Origin of the sequence: Bacillus safensis, from assembly GCF_039619585.1 — a bacterium.
GTDB classification, from domain to species: domain Bacteria; phylum Bacillota; class Bacilli; order Bacillales; family Bacillaceae; genus Bacillus; species Bacillus safensis.
The window spans coordinates 2,824,400-2,850,561 of the sequence record NZ_CP154909.1 but is presented as its reverse complement, the minus strand read 5'-3'; the positions used below and the strand labels follow the sequence as shown (position 1 = coordinate 2,850,561).

The window sequence follows — 26,162 nt, the reverse complement described above, 5'->3', positions numbered from 1 at the left end:
ATTAGGACAAAAGTATGAATTAAATGAATCTTTCTTCCTCTATCTTACGTATATATGCTGATAAAAATGAAAAGGGGAAGATGGGACATGTCATTTTTTAAAAAGCTAGCGGCAAGTGCAGGAATTGGTGCGGCAAAAGTAGATACCATTTTAGAGAAAAACGCTTATTATCCAGGACAAGAAGTAACGGGAACTGTCCATGTAAAGGGCGGAAAAATTGCTCAGGACATCCGTTATATCAATGTCAAGATTCAAACACAGTATGTGATTGTGAAAGATGATGAAGAGCATAGAAAATATGTGAATATCTTTACTTTACGGGTGACGGATTCTTTTACCATCCAGCCTGGAGAAAAGCATGAATTTCCGTTTTCATTTATTCTTCCTATTGATACCCCGATGACGATCGGAAAAGTAGAAATTGCAGTAATGACAGACCTTGATATCCAAGGCGGAATCGATAAATCTGACTATGACCGCATTTTCGTTGAAGCACATCCTTGGGTGAAAAATGTGCTGGAAGCCACTAGCAATCTAGGTTTCCACCTGAACGAAGCAGACTGTGAGCAAGCACCTTACTTCCAGCGGCGCCTGCCATTCGTCCAAGAATTCGAGTTCATTCCGACATCAGACTACTATCGCTATATGCTTGATGAGTTAGAACTGATTTTTCTGATAGATGAAGGCGGATTAGACATTGTTTTCGAAGTCGACCGTAGAGCAAGAGGCCTGCGAGGCTGGCTTGAGGAGATGTATAATGATGGAGAACAGCTTGTACGCTACCGCTTCAGTCCATCAGATCTTGAAAATGTAGAAGTGCTTGAAGGAATGCTGGAAGAAATCATAGACCAATACGCTGAGTAATGATGAAAAAGAGCCTGAATGAAGACAGGCTCTTTTTTCTATGATACAGCTTCTTGTTTTCGAAAGGATGTGGCTTTGGATACAGAGCGATAAATTTTAGGTGCCAGCATCGCAAGTAATATCGTCAATGCGTAGTCTTTTACCATAAACCAGATCATAAAGAACCACGTGGTTTGATAGGAAATCGGTGCATTGAGCCATACATTTAATGCGAGGTATGTATAGGTGGTTCCGATCACATACATCACGGTCGTACCAGCAATGCCTGCAAGCAAAAAGCGGCCAAAGCCAGGGTTTTTTCTTTTCTCTAGAATGAATCCAGCAAGCCAGGCAGCAGGGATGTACGATAATACAAAGCCGCCGCTTTTGCCTAAAATGACCCCAAAGCCCGCAGAGAACTGGGCGAATACAGGTGCACCAGCAATTCCGACCAAGGCATAGACAATCATAGCTAATGCGCCAAGCCGTCTGCCGAGTAAGAGACCAGCAAGCACACAAAAAAACGGTTGCATCGTAAGTGGAATTCCGCCGACCTGTAAAAACGGCACAATGGATGTGATATTGGCTCCGATAGCCATGAGTGCAGCAAACATTCCCACTAGCACAAAGTCAGCAGTTCTTGTCTTCTTTTGCATGATGTTTCCCCCTGTCTTATCTGTACAAATAGATTAAGGGGAAGAAGGATTTTTGTCAACTTGTTTTTATTTTAGGTTAACAATAAAACCCGCCCATCAATAGGGCGGGTAGCTGATTAAGCTTCGGTCATAAAAGTGGCATCGATGGCTTTGCTGACAGGTACGTAATTATAGCCGAGATCACGAGCGACCGCTTCGTACGTGATATGTCCGTTCATGACATTGACACCTTCTGCGATGGCATTGTTTTCTCTAATGGCTTTTGCAGCGCCTTTATTCGCAATTTGCAGCGCATATGGAACAGTGACATTCGTTAACGCAACAGTTGATGTCCGCGGAACGGCGCCTGGCATGTTGGCGACAGCATAGTGTAATATGCCATGTTTTTCATAAGTAGGCTGGTCATGGGTTGTGATATGATCAATGGTTTCGACAATGCCGCCTTGATCAATCGCTACATCCACAATGACAGAACCAGGCTTCATTTGTTTCACCATTTCTTCTGTCACTAGCGTCGGTGCTTTGGCACCAGGAATCAGCACAGCACAAATGAGAAGATCAGCTTCACTGACTGAATCTGCAATGTTGACAGGATTGGACATTAACGTTTTCATTTGATGGCCAAATTGGTCGTCCAGCTGACGCAGGCGTTCTGCGTTTACATCAATCAGGGTGACATCTGCGCCAAGTCCGATCGCCATTTTCGCTGCGTTTGTTCCAACAACACCGCCGCCAATAATGGTGACCTTTCCTCTTGATACCCCTGGTACCCCTGCAAGTAAAATACCTTTTCCGCCTTTTGGCTTTTCTAAAAATTGTGCACCAATTTGAGCGGCCATTCTGCCTGCTACTTCAGACATAGGTGTGAGAAGAGGGAGTGATTTTCCGTCCGTTACTGTTTCGTAAGCAATGGCTGTAACGCCTTTTTGTTTTAATGCTTCAGCCAAGGAGGGCTCTGCGGCTAGATGCAGGTACGTAAATAAGATGAGTCCTTCTCTGAAATAAGGATATTCCTCAGGTAATGGTTCTTTTACTTTCATGATCATATCAGAAGATGCCCATACATCTTTCGCTTGATCAAGAATCTCTGCACCAACAGATACATAATCGTCATCAGTGAATCCGCTTCCAAAACCAGCGTTTGTTTCAATTAAAATCTGATGTCCAGCTGAAAGCAATTGAGAAGCTGCTCCTGGTGTTAAAGCCACTCGGTTTTCATTGTTCTTAATTTCTTTCGGAATGCCGATGATCATGTTTATTCCTCCTATGCTTATCTATTGATATTGTATGTCTAGTGTATCCGGAAAGTTTAGAAAATTCTTCGGTTGAAATAAAAAATAAAAAAACGCCTCTTTGTGAAATTTCACAAATGGACGTTTTTTAGCTTCATATCAAGGTAGATGGTCATTTTCTCATTCATGTTTTTTAAATCAATTTCTGCGATGTCTGTAATCCGTTTTAATCGATAATTTAAGGTATTGATGTGGATGTTTAATTGCTTTGCGGCAATATTGGCATTGCTGTCACAGTCAATAAACCGCTCAAGGGTTTCGACAAGGTTGGAATGATGCCTTAGGTCGTAATCCTCCAGCTTTGATAAAGAGTAACTAGAGTAAGAAGATCCCTTTCGCTTCTCAGCAAGCACATCAAGATATTGATAAATGCCTAGTTCAGAAAAGCTGTTTAAACGTTCTGTTTCAACTGGAAAGCGTTCTTTCGTTTTTAATACAGCCAGTGCTTCTTTATAGGAAGGCTGAATATGAGAGATGTTATCGTAAATTCCTCCAATTGCTGCCTGAACATGCTGAATATGATACCGGTCCGCAAGCTGCTGCAGCATGCCGCTTGTGAATTGCTTAATATCTTGAAGCGGATGTTCTGTTTTTGGTGAGACAAGAATAATGAATTCGTGAAAATCAACAGTCGTTAACAGTACCTGTACTTGCTGTGTTGTTTCAAGCAGATAGGACAGCTTTTTTTCTGTCTCCTCTGTGAGTTCGTCACGAAGACGGAAGATGATGATGGCATATGTGTCTGGACATCTGATGCCAAGCCTTAAAAATAGGTCAAGCATCTCATCCTTTTCATGAATATGACCCGTGAGCATCTTCCAGAAAAGCTCCTGATTACGTTCTTCTGTTTTCGTTTTTCGAATTTGTAAATTGAGTAATTTGTTTTTCACGGCATGCGCTGCCATTTTGAGAAGGTCCATTTCTTCTTCTGAAAAAGGCTGTGCGGATTCAATCGCCCAAATAAATCCGAGCACTTCTTTGTCCTTCCAGATCGAAATGGCGACCCTGCTAGATAAACCCACCTCTGCAATTTGAGGGACACGAAGCGGTTCGTCTGTTTTAAGGAGTGTAGGAATGATGCCGTCCTTCCAAAGCCGATTAATGACTTTTTCCGGTACTCGGCGGGAGATAATGGTTGAAGTTCTGGCGGGATCAGTAAAATCATTGTGTGTGCTATATGCCAATAATCGATGATGAGTATCTTCTATAGTAATAGGGCAATTGAGCACATCACTAATTTGGTCTGCCACATCCTCTAAACGATCAAGACTATACTTAAACGGATCTGTCTTTTTTGTCATAAAAAACCCCTGCTTTTTCGAATATTTCACGTACTTACATTATGAAGAGAATGAGGTACGTAAATCAACAAAAAACTGCCATAAACTTAAAAAAACAAAAAGTGTGAGAAGCAAGCAAATGGATGTTGAAGCACGCTGAAAAAGAAATAGTACAATAATAACGTAGTAAAAAATCAATAGGCGGAAAGGTCCACCGAAGCAGGTGCATACTTATTAAGAATATATGACCAAAAAACTGTTAAATACTAGATAAAAAGCGAAAAAACAGTAATTCTATAGACTCATTTTGTAAAATAAAAACAGATTTGTTTGACTGTGTATCATTTCTGTTTTTATAATAATAACGTCAAAAAATAAGTGGATTAGCCCATTATATGGCGGCTATGCACGGGAGGTAATGAGGAATATGTCAGGAATTATTCGCGTAACCCCAGAAGAACTAAGAGCGACCGCTAAGCAATATGGTGTTGAAAGTCAAGAAGTGTTAAACCAAGTTGATCGTCTAAATAGAATGATCTCTGATTTAAAAGGAATGTGGGAAGGTGCTTCTAGTGAAGCATTTGCTGATCAGTACGAGCAGCTTAAGCCTTCATTTATCAAAATGTCTGATCTATTAACAGATGTCAGCAATCAGCTTGATCAAACGGCAAATACACTTGAAAGCACTGACCAAGACATCGCAAGCCAAATCCGCGGCTAATCAAAGGGATTTCCTTTCTAAGTGTGAAATGCAGAAAAAGCGCCGAGTCTGTCAATGGATGCCGGCGCTCTTTCTATTTTGTGAGGTGGAAATTTGTGTATATCGATATTACCATCGACTTAAAAAATTATGATGGCAGTGTGTTTGATTTGAGACTATCAAATTATTTACATATTAAACAAGTCATCCATATCGCCTGGCAGGCAAAACAAATCTCACTTCCAAAGAGGGAAGGCGGATGGGTGCGAGTAGTCAATAAGAAAGCTGTGTTTTCAGGCGAATATAAGCTGTCAGACTGTGGAATTACCACAGGAGACAGGCTGGAAATACTATGAAAGGACTTTTGTAAATGGCAGATAAAAAGAGTTCCTATTTAGAAGAACAATTAGAAGCAGTCATGAAAAAAGAGGGAGGCACCTATACCTTTATTTTTCAAAAAGAGACGATTAAACTCTTAGACGGTTTAGAAGCGGCACCGATCAAAGACATCAATCCTTCATTTCAGAAAGAGATTCAATTAACTGAAGATGAGGTCATCATTTCTATACAACCGCCTCCTGCCTATCAGGAATTTCGTTTCATCCATGCAAAGGATGAAAAAAGCAAATGGATTTTTTCATACCAGCTTGTCGATGCAGTTCTTAAACACGATGTGAAACGGCTGCATCCTATTGTTTCTCCTGAAAACATTGTTTTTCATCAAGGCTTAGCTCCTGCATTTTTGCATTATGGGGTTAAAGAAAGCATTCCGCCATATGAAACCGATGAGTATCGCCTGTTAAAAGAGGTCAAGGCTGTTGTTCTTCGAGTGGTCGACCATGAATATCAATTTCAAGAATATGCGGCTTACAATGAAACGTTGAAATTATCTGAGCTGGCAAAAGAAATTAGTGAAACGAAGTCGCTGGAAGAATTGTCAGCTTTGATTGAGCAAAAGATCAAAGCAATCGATGCGAAAGAAAAAACGCTCTTAACCATACCTAAAAAGAAATGGAAGATCGAGCGATACATCGGACTAGGTCTGCTTGTCCTGTTAATCCCTGCATTGGTGTACACCATTTACACCTTCTTTTTTGCCATGCCAAAACAAGAAGCGTACGTCGAGGCAAACAAATATTATCTCAACAAGCAGTACAGTCAAGTGGTGGATACGTTAGAGAAATATCCAGCCAATCAAATGCCAGTCTCTCTTCAATATGAACTGGCCATTTCGTATGTACAAACGAACCAAGGCAGTCTGTTGCTTGATCAGCATAAAAAAGAAATCACAGAAACGTACACATTGCAGACAGATCCGCAATATTTCCTTTTTTGGATTCATATTGGACAAGGGAATAGCAAGGAAGCACTTGATATTGCACGGGTACTTGGAGACGACAGGTACATATTTACGGCACTTGTCGCCTACCGCAATGAAATTCAAAACGATGACAGCCTTTCTGCTGAAGAAAAACAAAAACAGCTAGATCCGATCATTAAGGAAATGGCGAAATATGAAGAAAAAGAAACAACCGAGACAAGCACAAGTGACTCCTCAGACGCAAGCCAAACAGATGAAACAGCTGAACAAAAAGAGTCAAAAGCCGATCAAGAGAAAAAAGAGAAAGAATCTGAAGCGAAAAAGAAAACCTCTCAGACGAAAAAAGATGAGAAAAAATAATTCTTTCGATACAACTGACAGTTGGTGCTGTCCCATGAGGAGGTGGAGCGTTTGAGTCTTCTTTGGGTTTTTTATGAGGAGGATTATCAAACTGTCCGTTTAGATGAGCAGTTCAATCGAGAAGCTCTGATAGGACCTGAAATAGAGCATACGGTGACAATCCCTTCACTTTCGTTTGATGAAGGGGTCATTCGTTTATCTCCTGAAGAACCGAATGATGGTTTTTATATTTATCAGGGAGATGAGAAAAAGGGCAAATTACTTCCACATGAACCATATCAGCTTGGTTCACTTACACTTATTTTAATGGATGCACATCATGATCAACATATTTATTACCTAGGAAATAGAGTGGAGCTGTCTTTTTCACGTGAAGAGAAAGATGAGATAGATGTGTGGAAAGAACAAGCCCATTCCATGTTTCAAGATGCCAGCCAGTTCACTTTAGAGAAAATTGAAGGAACATGGTATGTCATGCCTCAAGACGAGAAGATTTACGTGAACGGAAAGAAAATTCACGGTCCAGAGAAGGTATATGCAGGAGATGAGCTGTTCTGGAACTTTCTGACGGTGACATTTAAAGACGATGATTTATTACAGGTGACAGCTTACGAACCTTTTCATACACGTTTGGAAAAAACAAGACCGCCAAGTACGGAAACAAAACAAAAATACCCTTCATACAGACGTACACCGCGTTTGATTTATGATTTGCCAGATGACAGGGTATCCTTTAGCTTTCCTTCGCAGGAGAGTGAAAATAACAGCAGAGGGCTTTGGCTTGTTGTCCTTCCGCCGCTTGTGATGCTCCTTGTGATGGGGATTGTTGCCCTAATCCAGCCGCGCGGAATCTTTATTATCGTGTCGATGGCGATGTTTATCATGACGTTAATTACATCGTCCGTTCAATACTTTAAGGAAAAATCACAGCGCAAAAGACGAGAAGAGAAGCGGCAGCGAGTCTACTCTCTTTATTTAGAAAATAAGCGGAAAGAGCTGCAGGAGCTGTATGACCGCCAGCAATATATTTTGACGTATCATTATCCGTCATTTGAACAAATGAAGTATTTAACATCAGAAATCAGCGGACGCATTTGGGAAAAGACGCTTGTGAGTGACGACTTCTTGCACCTGCGTCTTGGAACAGGCGCAGTCCCATCAAGCTATGAATTATCGATGAGCGGCGGCGATATGGCCAATCGAGATGTTGATGACTTAATGGAACAAACGCAGCACATGCAAAAAGTATATCGTGAAGTGAAGAATGTCCCAATTACATTCGGTCTTGCGGATGGTCCAACAGGATTAATTGGGAAGCCTGCGATTGTGAAAAATGAGCTTCATCAGCTTGTCGGACAGCTTGCTTTCTCGCACAGCTATCACGATTTAAGATTTGTCTTTATCTTTCATGAGCAGGAGTATGAGAATTGGGAATGGATGAAATGGCTTCCGCACTTCCAGCTGCCTCATACATATGGCAAAGGGTTTATTTACAACGAACAAACACGCGATCAGCTGTTGTCCTCGATTTATGAAATTTTACGCGAGCGTGATTTAGAAGAAGAAAAAGAGAAGAAAATCTTTACGCCTCATTTTGTGTTCATTGTGACAAATCATGAGCTCATTGCCGAGCATGTGATTTTAGAATACCTAGAAGGCAGCCGGACAGATCTTGGTATCTCCATCATCTTTGCAGCAGAAACAAAGGAAAGCTTAGCTGAAAATATTTCGACGCTTGTCCGTTATATTAACGAAGAAGAAGGAGATATTCTCATTCAGCACAAGAAGGCAGTACGAATTCCGTTTCAGCTTGATACACATCAGCGCGGCGACAATGAACTGTTTGCCAGAACACTGAGAACATTGGATCATCAAGTTGGTATGACCAATTCGATTCCTGAGACGGTCTCATTCCTTGATCTTTTCCATGCTAAACAGGTAGATGACATTGGCATTCGTGAAAAATGGCTGACTTCAGAAACGGCCAAATCATTATCAGTGCCAATTGGTTATAAGGGGAAAAACGACATTGTCGATCTGAACCTGCATGAAAAAGCGCACGGCCCGCACGGACTGTTGGCGGGGACAACGGGATCAGGGAAAAGTGAATTTTTACAGACGTATATTTTATCGCTCGCTGTACATTTTCACCCGCATGAAGTTGCTTTTCTGTTGATTGACTATAAAGGAGGCGGAATGGCGCAGCCGTTTCGAAATATTCCTCATTTACTTGGAACGATCACCAATATTGAAGGCAGCAAGAACTTTAGTGAAAGAGCGCTTGCCTCAATTAAAAGTGAATTGAAGAAAAGGCAGCGGCTGTTTGATCAGTATCATGTGAATCACATCAATGATTATACGAAGCTCTACAAGGAGAAAAAGGCTGAGCAGGCAATGCCTCACTTGTTCTTAATCTCTGATGAGTTTGCTGAATTAAAAAGTGAAGAGCCAGACTTTATTAGGGAGCTTGTCAGCGCTGCACGTATCGGCCGAAGCCTTGGGGTCCATCTCATTTTGGCTACCCAAAAGCCAGGCGGGGTCATTGATGACCAGATTTGGAGTAACTCCCGTTTTAAGGTCGCACTAAAAGTACAAGATGCGTCAGACAGTAAGGAAATTTTGAAAAATAGTGATGCAGCGTCCATTACGGTCACAGGCCGCGGTTATTTACAAGTGGGCAACAATGAAATTTATGAATTGTTCCAATCGGCTTGGAGCGGTGCACCATATATGGAAGATGGCTACGGCTCAGAAGATGACATTGCCATTGTGACAGATACTGGTCTTATTCCGTTATCAGGGGTAAGCACAGAGCCAGCAGTGAAAAAAGAGACAGTGACGGAGATTTCCGCTGTCGTGGATGAAATTGAACGTATGCAGCAGGAGCTTGGAATTGAGAAGCTGCCAAGTCCATGGCTTCCACCGCTTGAAGAACGGATTCCAAAAACGCGTTATGCGTCGAGTGAAGAGCATGTCTTCCATTTTGCGCTTGTTGATGAACCAGATCAGCAAAGCCAGCATCCACTTTCTTATCAAATGATGGAAGATGGGAACATTGGCATCTTCGGTTCCTCCGGCTACGGCAAATCACTTGCTGCTACAACACTGCTGATGAGCTTTGCGGAGAGGTATTCACCTGAAGAATGGCACGCATATATTTATGATTTCGGAAACGGAACATTGCTTCCGTTAGCCAAACTGCCGCATACGGCGGATTATTTCTTAATGGATCAGATGAGAAAGATCCAAAAATCAATGAAGCGTCTGCGGGAAGAGGTTGAATATCGCAAGCGGTTATTTAGACAGCAAGAAATGAGTCATATCAAAATGTACAACGCCTTAAATGAGAAAAAGCTTCCATTCATTTTTATCGTGATTGACAACTTTGACATTGTCAAAGACGAAATGCATGATCTCGAATCTGAATTTATTCAGCTGAGCCGTGACGGACAATCACTAGGTATATACTTCTTGATTACAGCAACCCGGGTAAATGCAGTGCGTCAATCGCTGATGAACAATTTGAAAACAAAGATTGTCCATTACTTAATGGATCAAGGAGAGGCGTACTCGATTATTGGCAGACCGAAATTCAGCTTAGAGCCGATCCCAGGACGAGTCATTATTAACAAAGAAGAGCTTTATTTTGCGCAAATGTTTCTGCCAGTTGAAGGAGAGAACGATCTCGAATTGTTTGAGCATTTGAAACAAGAGATACAGCTTCTTCATGACCGCTTTGAAGCATCCGAAAAACCAAAGCCTGTGCCAATGCTTCCTGATAAGCTGACAGTTTGGGAGCTTGAGAGTCGTTTAGATGAACAAAAACCGCCTTATGACATTCCAGTCGGATTAGATGAGGAATCTGTGGCACCTGTTTATTTTGACTTGAAAAAGAATAAACATTGTCTCATCATCGGTCAAACGCAGCGCGGGAAAACAAATGTGACAAAACTGATGCTCGATCAGCTTTTAGTGGCAAAGCCTGAAAAGCTGGCTGTCTTTGATTCAATTGATCGAGGTCTATCCCATTATGCAAAAGAAGAGAACATTGATTACCTTGAAACAAAAGATGATATCACCGAATGGGCAGAAGAAATGGACCGCATATTCAAGGTGCGGGAAGAAATGTATGTCGAAGCTGTGCGCCAAGGGGAGACCGATCAGCTGTCATTTCCTCAAATTGTGCTTGTGATTGATGGCATTACGCGTTTTCAGCAGACGATCGATCCGCGTCTTCAAGATCAATTAGCTGATTTCATGAAGTCATATGCACACTTAGGCTTCAGCCTGATTGCATCAGGGAATCATACCGAGTTCAGTAAGGGCTATGATGCACTCACAAACGAAATCAAACAAGTTCGTCATGCTATGTTACTCATGAAAAAATCAGAGCAAAACATCATACCGCTTCCGTATGCAAGACAAGAACCAGAGATTCAGCCAGGCTTCGGGTATTTGGTTGAAAACGGAAAAGAGAAGAAAATCCAGGTTCCTTTATGTGCGGTAGAAAGGAAGAGTGTTCAATGACAGAGCAGCTAAAAAGCTCCATCAAAATCGTATCCACCATGATATTGATTCTTGTGCTGCCGGTTTTATTTTTCCATCTGATTGGAGATGACCCGGCAAAACAGAAGAAGAATGCCACACGAAATATTGCAGTGGTCAATGAGGATATGGGAGCGAGCGAAAGTGAAAACACGGCTCGTTTCGGACAGGATGTTGTGGCAGCATTGTCAGAGCGTCCTGATTATACATGGACTGTAGTGAATCGCAGTGCGGCGGAAAATGGACTGAAAAACAGAAAATATGACGCTGTCCTTTATATTCCGTCTGATTTCTCTAAAAATGTGCTGAGCTATGATAAAGACCATCCTGAAAAGGCGTCCATTCAATTTTCAATTCAAGACCAGCTCAATGCAGTCAATAAAGAGAAAGTGCAAAGAGAGCTGGAAAATGCACAAAAGAAAATGAATGAACAGATGTCGACGCTATACTGGAGTTTTGTATCACAGGAAATCGGCAATGTAAGAGAAGAGTTTGAGCATATTGTCGGCAAAGAAGTCGAATTCCAAAACACGATGTACAACTTCTATAAACCGAACTCAAACAAACTATCAGATGCCGTCCAGCAGCAGAAGAAACAAATAGAAGAATTAAAAAATGCGATGGCCGATTCACAGAAACAATATAAAGACGGCTTGAGTACAACAGAAGAAGCAAAGAACCAATTAAAGGACTTTGTGAAAGCAGTCGATCAATACCAGCAGTATCAAGATAAACAAAAGGATCTCTTGATCAAAGCGCAATCAGCAAGCCAAAAGCAAATCCAGCAAGGGCTCAAACAGCTCGCTGACATTCAAAACCAAAATGCCCGCAGCTTTAGTGATCAAATGGGCGGACTCAAAACAGACATCAACGGGGTACAAAGTCAGCTGAAAACAACGGACAGCGCCATCCAATCTGTTCAAAAGTCGAGAGAAGACGTTATTCCTAAGCAATCCACGGGGTTAAAGGAACTTGTGATAGCGTCTCAGAAGGAACTGATTAAAAACTATGAAGAGCGGTATCTGGACTACTATAAAAATAAGATGAAAACCTTGCAAAATAATTTAAAAGAAAAAAGGGAGCAGATTTTAGCTGAAACTGAAAAGCCAGATGACTCCAGCAATGACGGACCATCAGATCAAGATAAGGAAAACCCTGAAGAGATTGGGATTAATTTAGATGAAGAAACAAATGAACTCTCGCAAATTTCAACAGAAATGAACGATCTCGCCGATCAATTAGCAGATCAGGAGACGCCACCTTCTATTGAAGGTGATAAAGAGGTGGACAACGGTGAAAATCCTGCTCAGCCGGATTCCGGAAACACGAATCAGTCGCAAGAAGATCTAAAAGCACTCTCGACTCGTTTAGATGAAGTGAAAAAGAAAATTCAAGAAAAAGCTGCCGCTCATAATGACGAATTGAAAGACAAAGTGAGTCAGATAAATAAAGAGCTTAAGGACCTTTCTGATAAAATAGATAAACTTGAAAAGATCATAAATCGATATAATGTGATGCCGAACGAAATCAAAAATCAGGAAGCGGCTATTTTAAGCAAAGTGAAAAATCTGCAGCAAAGAAATTCACCGATTAGTAATCTCTTAGATGATGATCTTTTTAAGAAGAAATTTGAAGTGAAGACAATAAACACTAAGAATTTAATGGAGTATTCCAATCAACTCTCTCAACTAGAAATGATGCTTGGTGACTTATACGAACCACCAAATAACTCTTCTCTAATAGACACAAAAGGAGATGAGATTAAATCCATCCTCTCCATCAAAAAAGAAGAAACAGAAAACTGGGATAAGCTCAAAAACCAAATGCTGACATCAAACGATGATGTGTCTACTTTTATTGATGAGATGCAGAAATTTTCAGATGGTTATGCGGAGTACATTACGACTCAGCAGGCAAGCATGGAACAGGAATTACAAACAATTTCTGAAAGTGCGGACAATGTAGCTGAGCAAATGGCTGATCAAGGAGATGCGGTGTATACAGCAGACCTTGCAGGCAGTTCAATTGTTGTCAGTGCACAGGATTCAATTGGTCAGGAAGTGCTTCGTCTTTCTGAAAATATGAGTTCGTTAACCGACCGCCAAAAAGGGGTGGCGGATTATACGAATAACATTGAAGAGAGTGTCACAACAGTTCAAGATAAAGCAGATACGCTGAATGAAAACTGGAGCAAGAATGTCGATTCTACGAAACTTGTTCAGCAAGATTTAAAGGGTATTTTAGGAAATACATTAAGTGATCAAGGCAACAGCAACTATGTGTATAACCATTTAGCCAATCCGCTGAAAATCAGCGGCGATGTGCCGGAAGAAAAAACGCAGACTGTACCGCCGGTCGTCATTTTGGTCATTGTGATGATCAGCAGTTTGTTAATTGGCTTTTTCAGCTCGTATTATGCGTCAGCTCCGATGCTGGTCAAAGGTGCACTGTTTGGCATCTTGAATCTATTAGTCGGACTCATGATCAGCTTGTTTGGACTGAACATTTACAAACTTGCAGATGATCAAGCCATTCAATGGTCGATCTTCACCATTTTGTTGTTAGTGGCGTGCTCTGCCTTTATTCGCACGGCCTTCCTTTTCGGTTCCATTGCCGGATGGATGGCAGCAACGGCACTGATTTTCTTCTTTGTCGCACCGTTAATTGATTTGGTGATGCCGAATTTCCACTTTACCAATCCAGTGACAGACGTGTACCTGTCGATCCAATATGGAAATGGAGACACCTTTGGAATGGGCGTCACAGGGTTAGTGATTTTAACTGTCCTTTTCATGGTCGTACCGCTTGTGAAAAAGCTATGGAAAGATAAAACAGAGGAACGTGATGTGACTCATGAAGCTTAATCTATTCGTGAAAGGGGCGGCACTCGTTGCCGTTTCCCTTTTTCTCCTCATCCCTGCTGCTTTCGCTGCTGGTGAAGATACGGATACGAATGTCAAGCCGAATGAATATCAGGAAAAGGAACTTAATATTAACTCGAGTATATTGAGGGATCAAACAAAATACGAACAAAGCAAAACGACGTCAAAAATCAAAACAGACATTCATTTTGCTGAACCGCCCAAAGCCCCGGGGGGATCTCTTTCTCCGCAGCTTTTTAGTGATCTAAAGGAGAACCCGCCCAAAACACCGGCTCGTATGATGAAAGAGATGAATATCTCTTTTAGTGATTCGGCTGTATCAGCACCTTCTGAGGATGATCATGAGAAGCAGACATCGGCACTGCTTCCGATGATCTTTGGTTTCTTGATAGCCCTTGGTCTCGTTGTGATGATTATCCTGATTCCAAAGGTGAATGTGAAGGCTGAAAAGAAATAGTCTGTCTCTTTTAATAGAGGCAGGCTTTTCTTTATGCAGATTGCTTGATGTCATACCGTTTCACTACGTAAAATAGTGATATCAAGGGAGGAGATTGTCATTCGAATTTCAATCGTTACAGGCGGATCAAAAGGCTTTGGCTTAGCACTTGTGAACAGGCTGCTTTCACGCGGGGATCATGTGTACACAGCAGCAAGAAGTGCATCGCCGATATCCCATCCGAAGCTTACACATACCCAGGTTGATCTGACCGATGAAGAAGCAGCGGCCAAATGGATTCAAGATAGTCTCACGCCGCAAACTCTGGCAGATGCTGATGACATCTTACTTGTCAACAATGCAGGAATGGTCACACCTATCAAGCGCGTTGGACAAGGCGGACAGGATACGCTTCATCAGCATTACAAGCTGAATCTTGTCATTCCTATTTTACTGAGCCATATGTTTGCTAAGCAGACTCAATCATTTAACGGAAAGAAAACGATCGTTCATCTTTCTTCTGGAGCGGCGAAAAACCCATATAAAGGCTGGAGTGCGTATTGCAGTTCAAAGGCAGGACTCGATATGTTTATGAGGACTTTTCATGAGGAACAGCAGGACGAGGCGCATCCGATCAACACGTTTTCCTTTTCACCCGGCACGATCGATACAGATATGCAGGGGGAAATTCGGAAGTCATCAAAACAAGACTTTGAACAAATAGACCGTTTTCAGCAATTATATGAAACAGGCACGCTGAAGAGCCCAGATGAAGTCGCAGGTATTTTGCTCGAACTTTTAGCGGATGATCCAGCTGGCGGATGTGTCTACGATGCACGTGAGTATGTGAAAAAGCAGTCATAACGACTGCTTTTTTCGTATTGTACAAGCAAAAACAGCTCATTTGACATAAGCTGTTCTTGAGACTCATAGAAAATATAACAGAACATTTGAGTTTCTTTTCAGAATATGTTAGGATGCTAAAAATATAGATAAGGAGGGGTTTCCATGAGAAAGGTTACATTAATGGATGTTTACACCCATCCAGTCGCTCAAAAATATTTAAATCGTTCAGGAAAAGCCCATGCGATTGCTTGTGCTTATCACGCATTCAAACTGGCGGTGCAGGCTGGGATTAATCCAGATCTCGCTGTGAAAGCAGCCCTCTTGCATGACATCGGCCACTATGAATGGTATACAGCTGGCGGAGAATGGGATTACGAGACATATAGACGGAATGATATCCATGCCATTAAAGGCGCAGAGCGGGCTCACAAACTGCTCATACGCCTCGGTGAGGAACCAAAGGCAGCCAAAGATATTGCGCTTGCGATTCTGCTTCATACAGATTCATATTTGCCAGAGGGCGACCTTCATAAAGACACACTTCAGCAAATCGTCAAGAAGGCAGATGAAATGGATGAAGAGCCTGGCGGACATCACCATTACAGACAAATAGACGAGTCACTTGCAATGAAAAAAATCACGGAATTGGATCAAAAAGTGCAGCAGGCACTTCAGCCTATGAAACGCTCTGTTTAGTATGGAATGTCTCCATGAATATTTCCATCCTGATCGACATACAATGTGCGAATAACGGTACGGTTAAATGCAGATGTACCTGATGCAGTGAGTCCGGTGTAATGAACCGTGACAGAATAAGCACCTTCTTTTTTCAATTCAACAGCGGATGAAGCAGTTGTTTTGAGTGGATGATCTTTTTGGGCATCCTTAAAGTAAAAGGTTTCTACTTTCTTGCTTAATCGTTTAATCAGACCGCTTGAATGGGTCGATGCATCATCCCCTGATTTCGCTGCCTCTGCTTTGATTTCGTCATTTAATGGTGAATCAAAGGATACGAGCAGCAAATAAGGAGCCTTTTTTCCTGAATTTGATCGAATCGTCCATTTTCCAGGAACGGGTTTATTGATTTGCACATGGTGCGAAAATGCGCCTTCATATGGGAAAGATGCTTCCGATGTCTTCAGATTTGTTAAGACGTCTCCATTTGGGGCGATGATTTCCGGCCGCGCCTCATGCCTTTCATTTAACCACTGAATCGATAAGCCATTCGTTCCTTCCTCTACATAGAACGCTTCTGTTTTATCCTTTTCACTTTCACCGCCTTTCACATAAACATCTGTATTCAGCTCAGTAGAGTTCGGGCTCTCTTTATTTTCTTTTTCAGCGCTTGCGGCATTTGCCAGCAGCTGATGCTGAAACACAGGGAACATGCTTGTGCCGTTTTTAATGGAGTTGTGATCCCATTTCCCTGTTAAAATATTGTTTGCATATGATAGTCTTGTGCTGCTTACTGTGACGGCGCCATCGTTTGCGCCAAAGCTCTTTAAATACATGCCGCCTAAGTACAGCACCCCGCCAAATGTTCCCCATTCCGATCCCGAATACGTGATGTATTTTTGAGGAAACTTCTCCAGCTTGTCGGTTTCACTTCGAAAAGCCGCCATGAGCCCCGTTTGCAAAGAATAGAGCGCGTCGCTTTTTTGTCCAAGAATTTCTGCGAGCCAGCTTCCGCCCTTGCTATACGCTAAATCTGCCAGCGGCGTCCCGTAATGAGGGGAGCCGAGTGTGATGACTTTCTCTACATATGGATGGGCATCGTGATACACGAGTGCGGACTGGGTATCCACCCCGCCTTTACTATGACCAATCACAATAAGTTTTCGACCGAACACATCATAAATTTCTTTTAGCTTTTCTGCTAATAGTTTGCCATTCTTTTTCGTATCCTGATCTGGATACAAATCTATGAATGCGCTTTCGTATCCGTTCAGAACAGCTTGCTTTGCCATGTCGTTTCGGTCGAACCATGTGGAGGAGGAGCTGTTAATGCCGTGAACAAAAACAAGTGGTGGTTTTGACTCGTCTTTTTGAACCGGCTCTTCTCCTTTAAACCACTTTCCTGGTGTCCCAGGTTCATCTCCAATTGATCCTGCATACGCATAACTTGCAAAGGAAAAAAAGAGCATGACAGCAGCGAGACAGATGAGTTTTTTCAAGATCATTCACCTCTTCAAATGATTTAAGTTGTTGGCAGCACCAATCTATTATACTTCCAAAAGATGTAAGATTAAATAAAATGTTAAAATATGGTATTTGAGTTGTAGGTTTGCCTGAGTGACATTCACATGGGTCATTGCATACGATGTGGGTAAATACACAAGTAAAGGGGCAGGTAGGATGGCACAACAAGGAAGTCCGCAGCTTGTTTCATTAGTTGATCCATATGTTTATCAAACATTGCAGAAAGTGATCGGTATGAGATTGATTGTTCAAACAGTGAAAGATACAGTGCGCGGAAAATTGAAGGAAGTCATGCCGGATCATATTGTCATTGAGGCGGGGACAAAATCAGTTTTTTATGTGCGGATCCAGCAAATTGTATCGGTGATGCCTGATCACAGTGAAAGAGTGTAACAAGCAGACGCAAAGGTGTCTGCTTTTTTCACGCTTATAGAATGTATATCTGGAAAAAGTGCATGATATACCAATTGTTCTTTTTTTTACAAAAAATAAGGTTCTAAAACAAGAAGCAGTTGACAGAAGGTGGGTGGAATAGTAGTTTTTTAATAAGATCAATACGTAACAGGAGGAGCATCTTTGTTAAAATCTAAAGTTCATTTTTGGACATTCCAAATATTACTTGTTTTACTCATTGTTTATGTATCTACAAAGGTTTCGTTTTTATTTCAGCCAATTATTTTATTTGCATCTACCTTGTTTGTTCCCATCTTGCTGGCTGGAATTCTCTTTTTCATCTTTAATCCAATTGTTCGATTTTTGTCCAGGAAAATTCCTAGGACACTTGCTATCCTGATCATTTATCTTTTGTTCATCGGACTCATCACGTTCATTGTGAATGCTGCGGGACCGGTTATTGTCACGCAGGTTGGTGGACTTGTCAAAAGCTTCCCTGGTTATGTGACGGATATGCAGAAATTTATCAACGACTTCTCGCATTCTAAAACATTTACTTGGATGATGAACCAAGATTATGTCTCCGTCTCGAAGTTTGAACAGACAATTGTTTCGACATTAAAAGGTTTGCCGGAAAATATTGCTTCAAGTATGTCTGCTGTGTTTGGTGTGATTGCCAATATTGCTTTAGCTGTGATCACAGTTCCGTTCATTTTGTTTTATATGTTGAAAGACGGACATAAGTTTCCGGACAAGCTCGTTCAATTTTTGCCAATGCCTTACCGTAAGGAAGGATTGAAAATCTTTAAAGAATTAAACGATACGCTTGCAGCTTACATACAAGGGCAGATTGTTGTCTGTTTGTTTGTTGGAGTGGCTTGTTTTATCGGATACTTATTAATCGGTGTGAAATATGCGCTCATTCTCGGCATTATCATTGCGGTCACAAATGTGATTCCGTACCTTGGGCCATATCTTGGCGCGGCACCAGCTGTGCTTATTGCGTTTCTTGATTCGCCTGGAAAAGCGGTGGTGACAGTCATTGTCATTCTTGTCGTTCAGCAAATTGACGGAAATGTCATTTCTCCATTGATCATTGGGAAACGCCTCAACACACATCCTTTGACCATCATCCTGCTATTAATTGGGGCAGGAAGCTTTGGCGGAATCCTTGGCATGATTTTTGCGGTCCCTGTCTATGCACTGCTCAAAGCCATCACCTTGAATATTGTCAGATTGGTGCAGCTGCGTCAGCGATCTCGCAAAGAACAGCATTTAAACGTCTAGGACAGATGCACACCTTTTCCCTTCTTGCATAAGATGATTGAGATAAGCAGATAGGGGGAGATTCTGATGCCTGCAATCGTTGGACCTATTCATATCGAGTCGTTAGGAGGAAACGGTGCAGCTACTTTCGGTGATGTCCTGGCCATTGCTCCTTTGGCTGTAGACCACTCTACTGGCGGTGCGGGAGCCTTTAATTCAGGTGATTATATGTCACTTACAAGTGATCCGAATGCCACGATGCTTTGGGACTTTACATTGTTTGGCCAGCCTCAATCATTTAACGCATAGAAAGGCAGCTGATGGTCACAGATCAGCTGTCTTTTTTATTTTTCATACACGTATTTTTGAGCTGGGCATATGATGTGGGGAGAAAAGGTGGTGGAAAGATGCCAGCGATTGTTGGGCCTATTCATATTGACCGTGTGATTGGAAATGGTTCTGCACATTTCGGTGATGTTTTTGCCATTTCGCCAAAAAGTGTCGATCACTCCGCCGGTGGATCAGGTACCTATAATGCAGGGGACTTTGTCCAATTTTTTAGCAGTCCAAACGTTACGTTTATGTGGGATATAGACCTGATCAGCCAGCAAAAGAGCTTTAATGCATAGCCAGCTTTGAAAGAGAATTCCTTTTCAGAAGCTGTCTTTTTTTATGGTACAATGGATATGGATGTAAGAAGAAAAAAGAGGTGTGAACTGAGTCAAATGAAAATTAGAAAAGCACACATCACAAGCGGACAACCAAAGACCTACAATGTATATTTACATGAAAATAAAAAAGAATATAAAACGCTTGTAGCCGTACCTGACATTGAATGGAGTATGTCCATTGCGTATGAGGACGAAAAGGAGCAGCTCAACCATACGCTTGAACAATCCTTAATGGAAAGAGTAGAAACAGACGAAGCCCGTGACCTCGCACTCAAGATTGTGCACTGGGTCACAGAAATGTAAATTTAGAAACCAGGAGTGAACACAGCGATGAAAGAAGAATCCGTAGACTTTTATTTGCAGCAAGGGATATTTGGACATGCTGAAACAAAACCTGATGAACGAAGAATGTTTCTTGGTTCATTAAGGGAACGAGCGCTTCTCGCCCTGACAAAGGGACAAGTATCAAGAAATAAACCGTATCAAGAAGTCGAACAAATATTGAAGGCCAATCGCCAGGCCACAGTTCTATTAAATGGTGAACTTTCCTATGCTTCTTATTCTCAATATGTCAAAATGGCAAATGCCGCTGGATGTTCCTTTAAAGTGGTGAATCATCACGAAGCGCACTCTCCTTTTGGTCTTGTCATAGAGATGCCTGATGCGGTCAATCAGGAGCATATCTATATAGAGGATGAGCTGTTTCAAAAAGCTTTTTCTCATGAATCTGTTGAATAGGTTTCCCTAGTGAAATGAATAAGCTATAATGATTCAAAAGAGCATATGGGAGAGATGCGGATGGGCAAAGCGTTGATTTGTATAGATTATACAGTTGATTTTGTTGCAGACGATGGAAAACTGACATGCGGAAAGCCTGGACAGGCGATTGAGTCTAAGATCACAGAAATCACTTCTTCATTTATTGATGAAGGCCACTTTGTCGTCTTTGCTGTCGATCATCATGAAGAAGAGGACCCTTATCATCCAGAGACAAAGTTATTTCCGCCCCATAATATTCGCGGAACAGAGGGTATTGAACTTTATGGACAACTAAGTTCACTATTTCACACGTCAAAACATTTAAAACATGTCTACTATATGGAAAAAACAAGATACTCTGCTTTTGCAGGCACTCAATTAGAAATGAAACTGCGCGAGCGCGGCATCACGGAACTTCACTTAGCCGGCGTATGTACCGATATTTGTGTACTTCATACAGCTGTTGATGCGTACAATAAAGGCTTTGAACTTGTGATTCACCAAAATGCTGTGGCGAGTTTTAATGAAGCGGGGCACGAGTGGGCACTTTCTCACTTTGAGCAGTCGCTTGGTGCGAAAGTGGTTAAGTAAGGGAAGGAGAATGGAAGTTGGAGCATCGGTTTAATGACGACAGTTTATCACTACATACAGATCTTTATCAAATTAACATGGCAGAAACGTATTGGAGAGACGGCATTCATGAGAAGAAGGCAGTCTTTGAACTCTTCTTTAGAAAGCTTCCATTTGACAATGGCTTCGCTGTATTTGCTGGCTTAGAGAAAGCGATTGAATATTTATCGGACTTTTCCTTCACCGAAAGCGATCTAGCGTATTTAAAAGATGAACTCGGTTATAAAAGCGATTTCATTGACTATTTAAGCGGATTGTCCTTTACAGGTACACTTCATTCAATGCGAGAAGGGGAAATTGTCTTTGCGAATGAACCGATTATGCGCATCGAGGCAACGCTTGTTGAAGCTCAGTTAATCGAAACGGCATTGCTCAATATCGTGAATTTCCAGACGCTGATTGCAACAAAAGCGGCCCGGATTAAAGGAATCATAGAAGATGAGACAGCATTAGAATTCGGAACAAGACGTGCGCATGAAATGGATGCAGCGATGTGGGGAGCAAGAGCGGCACTCATCGGCGGCTTTCAGGCGACAAGTAATGTTCGTGCTGGGAAACGCTTCAACATACCAGTATCAGGAACGCATGCCCACGCACTTGTACAAGCATACCGCGATGAATATACGGCATTTAAAAAATATGCTGAAACACATACAGACTGCGTCTTTTTAGTCGATACGTATGATACCGTCAGATCAGGTATTCCGAATGCGATTAAGGTAGCGAAAGAATTTGGAGATAAAATCAACTTCATTGGTGTCAGACTTGATAGCGGAGACCTTGCATACTTGTCTAAAAAAGCTAGAACAATGCTTGATGAAGCAGGTTTCCATGATGCTAAAGTCATTGCATCAAGCGATCTTGATGAACACACCATTATGAATTTAAAGGCACAGGGCGCCAAAATTGATGTGTGGGGTGTTGGGACAAAACTGATCACAGCATTCGATCAGCCAGCCCTAGGTGCAGTATATAAGCTGGTGTCCATTGAAGAAAACGGCAAAATGAATGATACCATCAAAATTTCATCCAACCCAGAGAAAGTGACAACACCAGGCCGTAAACGTGTGTACCGGATTATCAATCAATTGAATCATCATTCTGAGGGCGACTACATTGCACTTGAAGAGGAAGATGTTCATAGTGAGGATAAACTAAAAATGTTCCATCCTGTGCATACGTTTATTAGTAAATTCGTGACAAACTTTGTGGCGAAAGATCTTCACGTCCCGATTTTTGATCAAGGAAAACTTGTCTATGACAATCCAGATATTCAAACGATTCAAGCCTACGTGCAGGACAGTCTTGGACTCTTCTGGGAGGAATACAAACGAATCAGCAAACCAGAAGAATATCCAGTCGATTTGAGTCAAAAATGCTGGGATAATAAAATGCAGTTTATCCATGATGTGAAAAATAAAATCAAAAAAGAGCTTTATGAAAGCGAATGATTTGAAGAAAGGGAGACCATCAAGCCAGGTGGTCTCTTTTTTTTATTTTGACCGATTGAAATTGAACTAAAACCGCAATCATTTGGTATACTGAAAGCACATCTTGTTTGTCATGGCATAAAGGAGGATTGGAGCAGTTGAGGGTGTTTGTTGCGAGACAGCCTATTTTTAACAGAAAAGAACAAGTCGTATCATATGAGCTGCTTTATAGAGATAGTGAAACCAATACATATAGCGCTGAAGACGGTGATCAAGCGACAACGGACCTCATTATCAACAGTTTTCTAAATATCGGCATCGAAACACTGACAGAAGGAAAACGATGCTACATTAATTTCACCGAAAGCTTGCTTTCATCTGATCTGCTCACCTATTTTGATCCGCATCAGCTTGTGATCGAGATATTAGAAAATGTACCGATTACCCCGGCACTTATTATGAGATGTAAGCAGTTAAAAAAATGGGGATATACGATTGCACTCGATGATTTCTTCCTAAACGGAACACATTATAGTGACAAGCTGCTTGAGGAACTCCTCTACTGCATAGATATTTTAAAAATTGACTTTCTGAAAACCACAACGCAAGAACGAAGAGATATTCTGCATTCGTATAAAAAGTATCGCCTTCGATTCCTAGCAGAAAAGGTAGAAACGAGAAGAGAATATGAAGAGGCGCTTGAAGCGGGCTTCCACTTGTTTCAAGGGTATTTCTTTAGTGAGCCGCATGTGATATCGGGACGAGCATTATCGACCAGCTTCCATGCGTACCATCAGCTTTTAAATGAGTTAAGCAAGGACCAGCCGAATATCCAGACCGTGACCCATTTTATTGAAAGTGACCTTTCGCTATCATATCAATTATTAAAAATGCTGAATTCAGGCGGCATGAGACGTCTTTATCAAATTAAAAGTATCCGGCAGGCGATTATTCTGCTTGGGTTTAATGAAATTCGGCGCTGGATCTTTATCCTTTCATTTAAAGAACTGAATGTCCAAGCTAATTCAAGCCAAAAAGAAATCATCAAAATGTCATTCATTCGTGCCAAAACGTGTGAACTGATTGCTTCTCGTACTGAACGAGAGCACCCCGCCTCTTATATGCTGACAGGTATGTTTTCTCTCATTGATACGCTTGTCAGGGCAGATATCACAGAACTTGTGAAGGAACTGCCGCTTTCTGATGAAGTTGGCGAGGCACTGCTTGGCTATGAAAATGATTATTCTTTTGTACTAGGTGTGGCCAAACGTATTGAACGAAATGAATGGGATGATGAGATATTAGATGGAAATCTCCCGAAACAGGAAGCCTATGGCTGTTATATAGAAGCCATTGAATGGTGCCATAAAATGTTTGAATCTTAAGAAAAGCCGCTCGCGTGAGAGCGGCTTTTTCTTTGTCATGCCCACTTTAAAAGAAGGAAAAGTCTGCTGGAGGCAAGAGACAAGTAGATTCGAATCCCTTCTGGACTAAAGCGGATATCAATGCCGCTTTTCACACCGATTTGCTTCAGCATTCGGACGACACTTGTTGAATCAGAGCGCTCAGCAGCCTCCATGATGCGCTGCGCAAACGGAAGGGAGCTTGAAATTTGCTGTGTAATGAGTGAAGCATCAGCAACGAGGCGGGCTGATTCTTTTGCGGCTCGTTGAAATGAGTGGGCATCTACTGGAGGAAAAGTCATTGGCGTGCGCGGCGGGTATGCGCGGCTCATTGCGGGAACCTGCAAAGCAGGATAAGGAACATAGTAAAACACATGGTCACCTCTTCTCTCATTGACGTGAAATTGGACGGATATCTGTTCTAAATGTATGTAGAAAATCAGAATAAAGAATCAAAATGATCTTTCTATCTTTGTAATTCCAGCATAAAAATAGGTACTTTTGCGGTCAATTTCGGTGAATGTCGCCAAAAAATTGCGGTGTCCACAATAGCATCTGTCGTCTGACCTATGACACGCAAAACCGAAGATACAGAGGGGATCGTACGTTCTATCGGGAGAGAAGTGTGACGAATGATGCTTATTCCTGTCGCAAAAATGACGCAATTCCTTTGAAATTGAGATAAAAGTATGATTTGAAAAGTCAGAAAATGATGAAAAAAGACCTATTGAATTTTGCGGTATCGCGCACACGTTTTGTGTATACTTTTCGGTGAAAAAATACTCAATTACATTTACACTGTTAGTAACAGATCAAATACTTATGACCCAATCACCATACACAAATACATTGATCTTCCAAAAAAGGAGAGTGGAATCGATGGAAAAGTATGAAATCGAAGAACTTAAACAATTATTATGGAAACTTGAAAACGAAATCAGAGAAACAACGGCTTCTCTTCATAACATTAACAAAAGCATTGATCAATACGACAAATATGAATATGTGAAAATTTCTTAAAGACTTGATAATCATCAAGTCTTTTTTTTATCCAAATACATACAAAAAAAGGATATATTATTATATAATTGTTAAATAGTGATGTCAGTGGACATTTGCTCATGTCTTTTTAGTAAAATAAAAGGCGGAAGGGTGAGGTACAAGATCGAGTATGCTAAACTATCTAGAGAATACAAAAATCAAGCAGAATATGTCTGATTTTATTCAACATGCAGTCAGGCAGAATGATTTACAAAAGCTGCTTTTGAAATTTACAGATAGAAAAAAAGAATTTCCTCTTGGTCAATTAGCTTATCAGCATTATGAGGCATTTGACGGACAAGACAAGCAAGCGATTACAAAACTGGCAGCAGGGATTGAACTTCTCATCTTAGCTGCCGATATATTAGATGATATTGAAGATCAGGACAATGATTCGTATCCTTGGATGAACGTCGACCAAGGAGTGGCCATCAATGCTTCTACGTATTTGTATACGGTGAGTATTCAATTCATCACGTCAATATGTGAAAATAATTCTCAACTAGTAGAGAAACTGTTCCATTTCATCAAAATGTCAATGGAAGGTCAGCATGAGGATTTGCGACATTTGCATGGAACAGAAGAAGAGTGTGTAGAGGTTTTAAGGAAAAAATCAGGATCTTTAACAGCTCTTTCTAGCGTACTGGGTGTTTATTTAGCGACAGGAAAAATAAACGCTACTGTGGAATCTTATTCGATATATTATGGTGTTGCTGAACAGATCAGTAACGATTTTTTTGCGTTATTTTCAAAATCAAACGGAGATTTTCAAAAAAAACAAACGCTGGCATTCAGTTATTTACAAAGACGTTTTAACGATGCCAGTCAAGAGCTTCTTTCCTTCTTTTCTAAGCGGCTGGATGAGTCAGAGCAAAAGTCGTTTCAATTGAAGCAGAAGTTACTTGAAGCTGGTTTGACTCAGTACATGGTATCGATGAGAGAGATTATGCTGTTAAAAATGAAGCGAGGAATTGAACAACTTGATTTACCTAAAACGAAGAAGGAACAATTATATGCATTTATGACAAAGGAGGGCAATGATTGAACATTCAAAATATCATTGCACATCTAATGAAGAACCCAGTTGTGATCGATGAATTGAAATCTGGAAATGCAAGTTTAATTCATGCAGATGCACAAACAACCGCAGCCATTATAAAAGGTGTAGAAAAAGGATACATGAGTGCGAAATACATCTGGGAGTATTAA

The 26,162-nt window shown here is 41.3% G+C and carries 26 protein-coding genes; 21 read left to right on the top strand and 5 right to left on the bottom strand.

What is annotated here, in order from left to right; translation table 11 throughout:
• The first annotated feature begins 87 nt into the window (after positions 1-87).
• Positions 88-864: a sporulation protein gene (locus AAYR28_RS14725; RefSeq protein ID WP_101676441.1), complete on the top strand. Its 777-nt coding sequence runs from the start codon at positions 88-90 to the stop codon at positions 862-864.
• Positions 865-902: 38 nt separating this feature from the next.
• On the opposite strand, the gene AAYR28_RS14720 is transcribed toward AAYR28_RS14725, so the two are convergent.
• The 3 genes from AAYR28_RS14720 to AAYR28_RS14710 form a co-directional block, all read right to left on the bottom strand.
• On the bottom strand, positions 903-1,499 hold the full coding sequence (locus AAYR28_RS14720) for a biotin transporter BioY (RefSeq protein WP_345808866.1): 597 nt from the start codon (positions 1,497-1,499) through the stop codon (positions 903-905).
• 116 nt (positions 1,500-1,615) lie between these two features.
• Positions 1,616-2,752, bottom strand: coding sequence for an alanine dehydrogenase (ald, locus tag AAYR28_RS14715; protein WP_065215222.1), 1,137 nt, complete (start codon positions 2,750-2,752; stop codon positions 1,616-1,618).
• A 110-nt stretch (positions 2,753-2,862) separates the two neighbouring features.
• Positions 2,863-4,092 carry a PucR family transcriptional regulator gene (locus AAYR28_RS14710; protein ID WP_034282592.1) on the bottom strand — a complete coding sequence of 410 codons (1,230 nt, stop codon included), beginning with the start codon at positions 4,090-4,092 and terminating at the stop codon, positions 2,863-2,865.
• Positions 4,093-4,498: 406 nt separating this feature from the next.
• Here AAYR28_RS14710 and AAYR28_RS14705 point away from each other — a divergent pair, with 406 nt between their 5' ends.
• From AAYR28_RS14705 to AAYR28_RS14670, 8 genes are all read left to right on the top strand, one after another.
• Positions 4,499-4,792 (top strand): WXG100 family type VII secretion target, encoded by a 294-nt coding sequence (locus tag AAYR28_RS14705; protein ID WP_003213769.1) that lies wholly within the window; start codon positions 4,499-4,501, stop codon positions 4,790-4,792.
• A 95-nt stretch (positions 4,793-4,887) separates the two neighbouring features.
• Entirely contained in the window at positions 4,888-5,127 is a 240-nt protein-coding gene (locus tag AAYR28_RS14700; RefSeq protein ID WP_003213579.1) for an EsaB/YukD family protein, read from the top strand.
• Positions 5,128-5,141: 14 nt separating this feature from the next.
• Positions 5,142-6,452: a type VII secretion protein EssB gene (gene essB, locus AAYR28_RS14695; protein WP_041115803.1), complete on the top strand. Its 1,311-nt coding sequence runs from the start codon at positions 5,142-5,144 to the stop codon at positions 6,450-6,452.
• A gap of 51 nt (positions 6,453-6,503) precedes the next feature.
• Positions 6,504-10,979 carry a type VII secretion protein EssC gene (gene essC, locus AAYR28_RS14690; RefSeq protein WP_070325972.1) on the top strand — a complete coding sequence of 1,492 codons (4,476 nt, stop codon included), beginning with the start codon at positions 6,504-6,506 and terminating at the stop codon, positions 10,977-10,979.
• The gene (esaA, locus tag AAYR28_RS14685) at positions 10,976-13,861 is read left to right on the top strand and encodes a type VII secretion protein EsaA (RefSeq protein ID WP_120207608.1); all 2,886 of its coding nucleotides are present in this window, start codon (positions 10,976-10,978) and stop codon (positions 13,859-13,861) included. The genes essC and esaA overlap by 4 nt, the downstream gene beginning before the upstream one ends.
• Entirely contained in the window at positions 13,851-14,336 is a 486-nt protein-coding gene (gene essA, locus AAYR28_RS14680) for a type VII secretion protein EssA (RefSeq protein WP_041115809.1), read from the top strand. Before esaA ends, essA begins: the two co-directional genes overlap by 11 nt.
• A gap of 99 nt (positions 14,337-14,435) precedes the next feature.
• The gene (locus AAYR28_RS14675; protein ID WP_254001746.1) at positions 14,436-15,179 is read left to right on the top strand and encodes a (S)-benzoin forming benzil reductase; all 744 of its coding nucleotides are present in this window, start codon (positions 14,436-14,438) and stop codon (positions 15,177-15,179) included.
• Between the two features lie 144 nt (positions 15,180-15,323).
• Complete coding sequence (locus AAYR28_RS14670) at positions 15,324-15,857, top strand: HD domain-containing protein (RefSeq protein WP_024423336.1); 534 nt, start codon at positions 15,324-15,326, stop codon at positions 15,855-15,857.
• On the opposite strand, the gene AAYR28_RS14665 is transcribed toward AAYR28_RS14670, so the two are convergent.
• Positions 15,854-17,341, bottom strand: a complete 1,488-nt coding sequence (locus tag AAYR28_RS14665) for an esterase/lipase family protein (protein ID WP_242025997.1) — start codon at positions 17,339-17,341, stop codon at positions 15,854-15,856. The genes AAYR28_RS14670 and AAYR28_RS14665 overlap by 4 nt on opposite strands.
• Positions 17,342-17,516: 175 nt before the next feature.
• Here AAYR28_RS14665 and AAYR28_RS14660 point away from each other — a divergent pair, with 175 nt between their 5' ends.
• The 9 genes from AAYR28_RS14660 to AAYR28_RS14620 all read left to right on the top strand — a co-directional run bounded on the left by AAYR28_RS14660 (position 17,517) and on the right by AAYR28_RS14620 (position 23,894).
• Positions 17,517-17,753, top strand: coding sequence for a YuzF family protein (locus AAYR28_RS14660; RefSeq protein WP_034282580.1), 237 nt, complete (start codon positions 17,517-17,519; stop codon positions 17,751-17,753).
• A 183-nt stretch (positions 17,754-17,936) separates the two neighbouring features.
• Positions 17,937-19,040: an AI-2E family transporter gene (locus AAYR28_RS14655; protein ID WP_034282578.1), complete on the top strand. Its 1,104-nt coding sequence runs from the start codon at positions 17,937-17,939 to the stop codon at positions 19,038-19,040.
• A gap of 66 nt (positions 19,041-19,106) precedes the next feature.
• Positions 19,107-19,328: a spore germination protein gene (locus tag AAYR28_RS14650; protein ID WP_003213446.1), complete on the top strand. Its 222-nt coding sequence runs from the start codon at positions 19,107-19,109 to the stop codon at positions 19,326-19,328.
• 98 nt (positions 19,329-19,426) lie between these two features.
• Positions 19,427-19,648, top strand: coding sequence for a spore germination protein (locus AAYR28_RS14645; protein WP_024425952.1), 222 nt, complete (start codon positions 19,427-19,429; stop codon positions 19,646-19,648).
• A 96-nt stretch (positions 19,649-19,744) separates the two neighbouring features.
• Positions 19,745-19,993 carry a YueH family protein gene (locus AAYR28_RS14640; RefSeq protein WP_061110359.1) on the top strand — a complete coding sequence of 83 codons (249 nt, stop codon included), beginning with the start codon at positions 19,745-19,747 and terminating at the stop codon, positions 19,991-19,993.
• A gap of 27 nt (positions 19,994-20,020) precedes the next feature.
• The gene (locus AAYR28_RS14635) at positions 20,021-20,428 is read left to right on the top strand and encodes a YueI family protein (RefSeq protein WP_034282575.1); all 408 of its coding nucleotides are present in this window, start codon (positions 20,021-20,023) and stop codon (positions 20,426-20,428) included.
• A gap of 60 nt (positions 20,429-20,488) precedes the next feature.
• A complete protein-coding gene (locus AAYR28_RS14630; protein ID WP_024425949.1) occupies positions 20,489-21,040 on the top strand; it encodes a cysteine hydrolase family protein in 552 nt (183 codons plus the stop codon).
• 17 nt (positions 21,041-21,057) lie between these two features.
• A complete protein-coding gene (locus tag AAYR28_RS14625; RefSeq protein ID WP_041115814.1) occupies positions 21,058-22,530 on the top strand; it encodes a nicotinate phosphoribosyltransferase in 1,473 nt (490 codons plus the stop codon).
• Between the two features lie 137 nt (positions 22,531-22,667).
• A complete protein-coding gene (locus AAYR28_RS14620; RefSeq protein ID WP_061110020.1) occupies positions 22,668-23,894 on the top strand; it encodes an EAL and HDOD domain-containing protein in 1,227 nt (408 codons plus the stop codon).
• Between the two features lie 35 nt (positions 23,895-23,929).
• Here the strand turns inward: AAYR28_RS14620 and AAYR28_RS14615 are convergent, their stop codons facing one another.
• Complete coding sequence (locus AAYR28_RS14615; protein ID WP_034282571.1) at positions 23,930-24,286, bottom strand: hypothetical protein; 357 nt, start codon at positions 24,284-24,286, stop codon at positions 23,930-23,932.
• A 505-nt stretch (positions 24,287-24,791) separates the two neighbouring features.
• Between AAYR28_RS14615 and degQ the strand changes: the two genes are divergently transcribed.
• From degQ to AAYR28_RS14600, 3 genes are all read left to right on the top strand, one after another.
• Positions 24,792-24,932 carry a degradation enzyme regulation protein DegQ gene (degQ, locus tag AAYR28_RS14610; RefSeq protein WP_003213123.1) on the top strand — a complete coding sequence of 47 codons (141 nt, stop codon included), beginning with the start codon at positions 24,792-24,794 and terminating at the stop codon, positions 24,930-24,932.
• A 151-nt stretch (positions 24,933-25,083) separates the two neighbouring features.
• On the top strand, positions 25,084-25,998 hold the full coding sequence (locus AAYR28_RS14605; protein WP_034282569.1) for a polyprenyl synthetase family protein: 915 nt from the start codon (positions 25,084-25,086) through the stop codon (positions 25,996-25,998).
• A complete protein-coding gene (locus AAYR28_RS14600) occupies positions 25,995-26,162 on the top strand; it encodes a competence pheromone ComX (protein WP_080696376.1) in 168 nt (55 codons plus the stop codon). The genes AAYR28_RS14605 and AAYR28_RS14600 overlap by 4 nt, the downstream gene beginning before the upstream one ends.

Excerpts from the sequence above, each read along its gene's own strand:
- AAYR28_RS14670 (WP_024423336.1), top strand. The coding sequence starts at position 15,324 with ATGAGAAAGGTTACATTAATGGATGTTTACACCCATCCAGTCGCTCAA.
- AAYR28_RS14640 (WP_061110359.1), top strand. The coding sequence starts at position 19,745 with ATGAAAATTAGAAAAGCACACATCACAAGCGGACAACCAAAGACCTAC.
- essB (WP_041115803.1), top strand. The coding sequence starts at position 5,142 with ATGGCAGATAAAAAGAGTTCCTATTTAGAAGAACAATTAGAAGCAGTC.
- AAYR28_RS14720 (WP_345808866.1), bottom strand. The coding sequence starts at position 1,499 with ATGCAAAAGAAGACAAGAACTGCTGACTTTGTGCTAGTGGGAATGTTT.
- AAYR28_RS14605 (WP_034282569.1), top strand. The coding sequence starts at position 25,084 with ATGCTAAACTATCTAGAGAATACAAAAATCAAGCAGAATATGTCTGAT.
- degQ (WP_003213123.1), top strand. The coding sequence starts at position 24,792 with ATGGAAAAGTATGAAATCGAAGAACTTAAACAATTATTATGGAAACTT.
- AAYR28_RS14725 (WP_101676441.1), top strand. The coding sequence starts at position 88 with ATGTCATTTTTTAAAAAGCTAGCGGCAAGTGCAGGAATTGGTGCGGCA.
- AAYR28_RS14660 (WP_034282580.1), top strand. The coding sequence starts at position 17,517 with ATGGCACAACAAGGAAGTCCGCAGCTTGTTTCATTAGTTGATCCATAT.
- AAYR28_RS14645 (WP_024425952.1), top strand. The coding sequence starts at position 19,427 with ATGCCAGCGATTGTTGGGCCTATTCATATTGACCGTGTGATTGGAAAT.
- AAYR28_RS14650 (WP_003213446.1), top strand. The coding sequence starts at position 19,107 with ATGCCTGCAATCGTTGGACCTATTCATATCGAGTCGTTAGGAGGAAAC.
- AAYR28_RS14705 (WP_003213769.1), top strand. The coding sequence starts at position 4,499 with ATGTCAGGAATTATTCGCGTAACCCCAGAAGAACTAAGAGCGACCGCT.
- AAYR28_RS14710 (WP_034282592.1), bottom strand. The coding sequence starts at position 4,092 with ATGACAAAAAAGACAGATCCGTTTAAGTATAGTCTTGATCGTTTAGAG.
- esaA (WP_120207608.1), top strand. The coding sequence starts at position 10,976 with ATGACAGAGCAGCTAAAAAGCTCCATCAAAATCGTATCCACCATGATA.
- AAYR28_RS14635 (WP_034282575.1), top strand. The coding sequence starts at position 20,021 with ATGAAAGAAGAATCCGTAGACTTTTATTTGCAGCAAGGGATATTTGGA.
- AAYR28_RS14665 (WP_242025997.1), bottom strand. The coding sequence starts at position 17,341 with ATGATCTTGAAAAAACTCATCTGTCTCGCTGCTGTCATGCTCTTTTTT.
- essA (WP_041115809.1), top strand. The coding sequence starts at position 13,851 with ATGAAGCTTAATCTATTCGTGAAAGGGGCGGCACTCGTTGCCGTTTCC.
- AAYR28_RS14630 (WP_024425949.1), top strand. The coding sequence starts at position 20,489 with ATGGGCAAAGCGTTGATTTGTATAGATTATACAGTTGATTTTGTTGCA.
- ald (WP_065215222.1), bottom strand. The coding sequence starts at position 2,752 with ATGATCATCGGCATTCCGAAAGAAATTAAGAACAATGAAAACCGAGTG.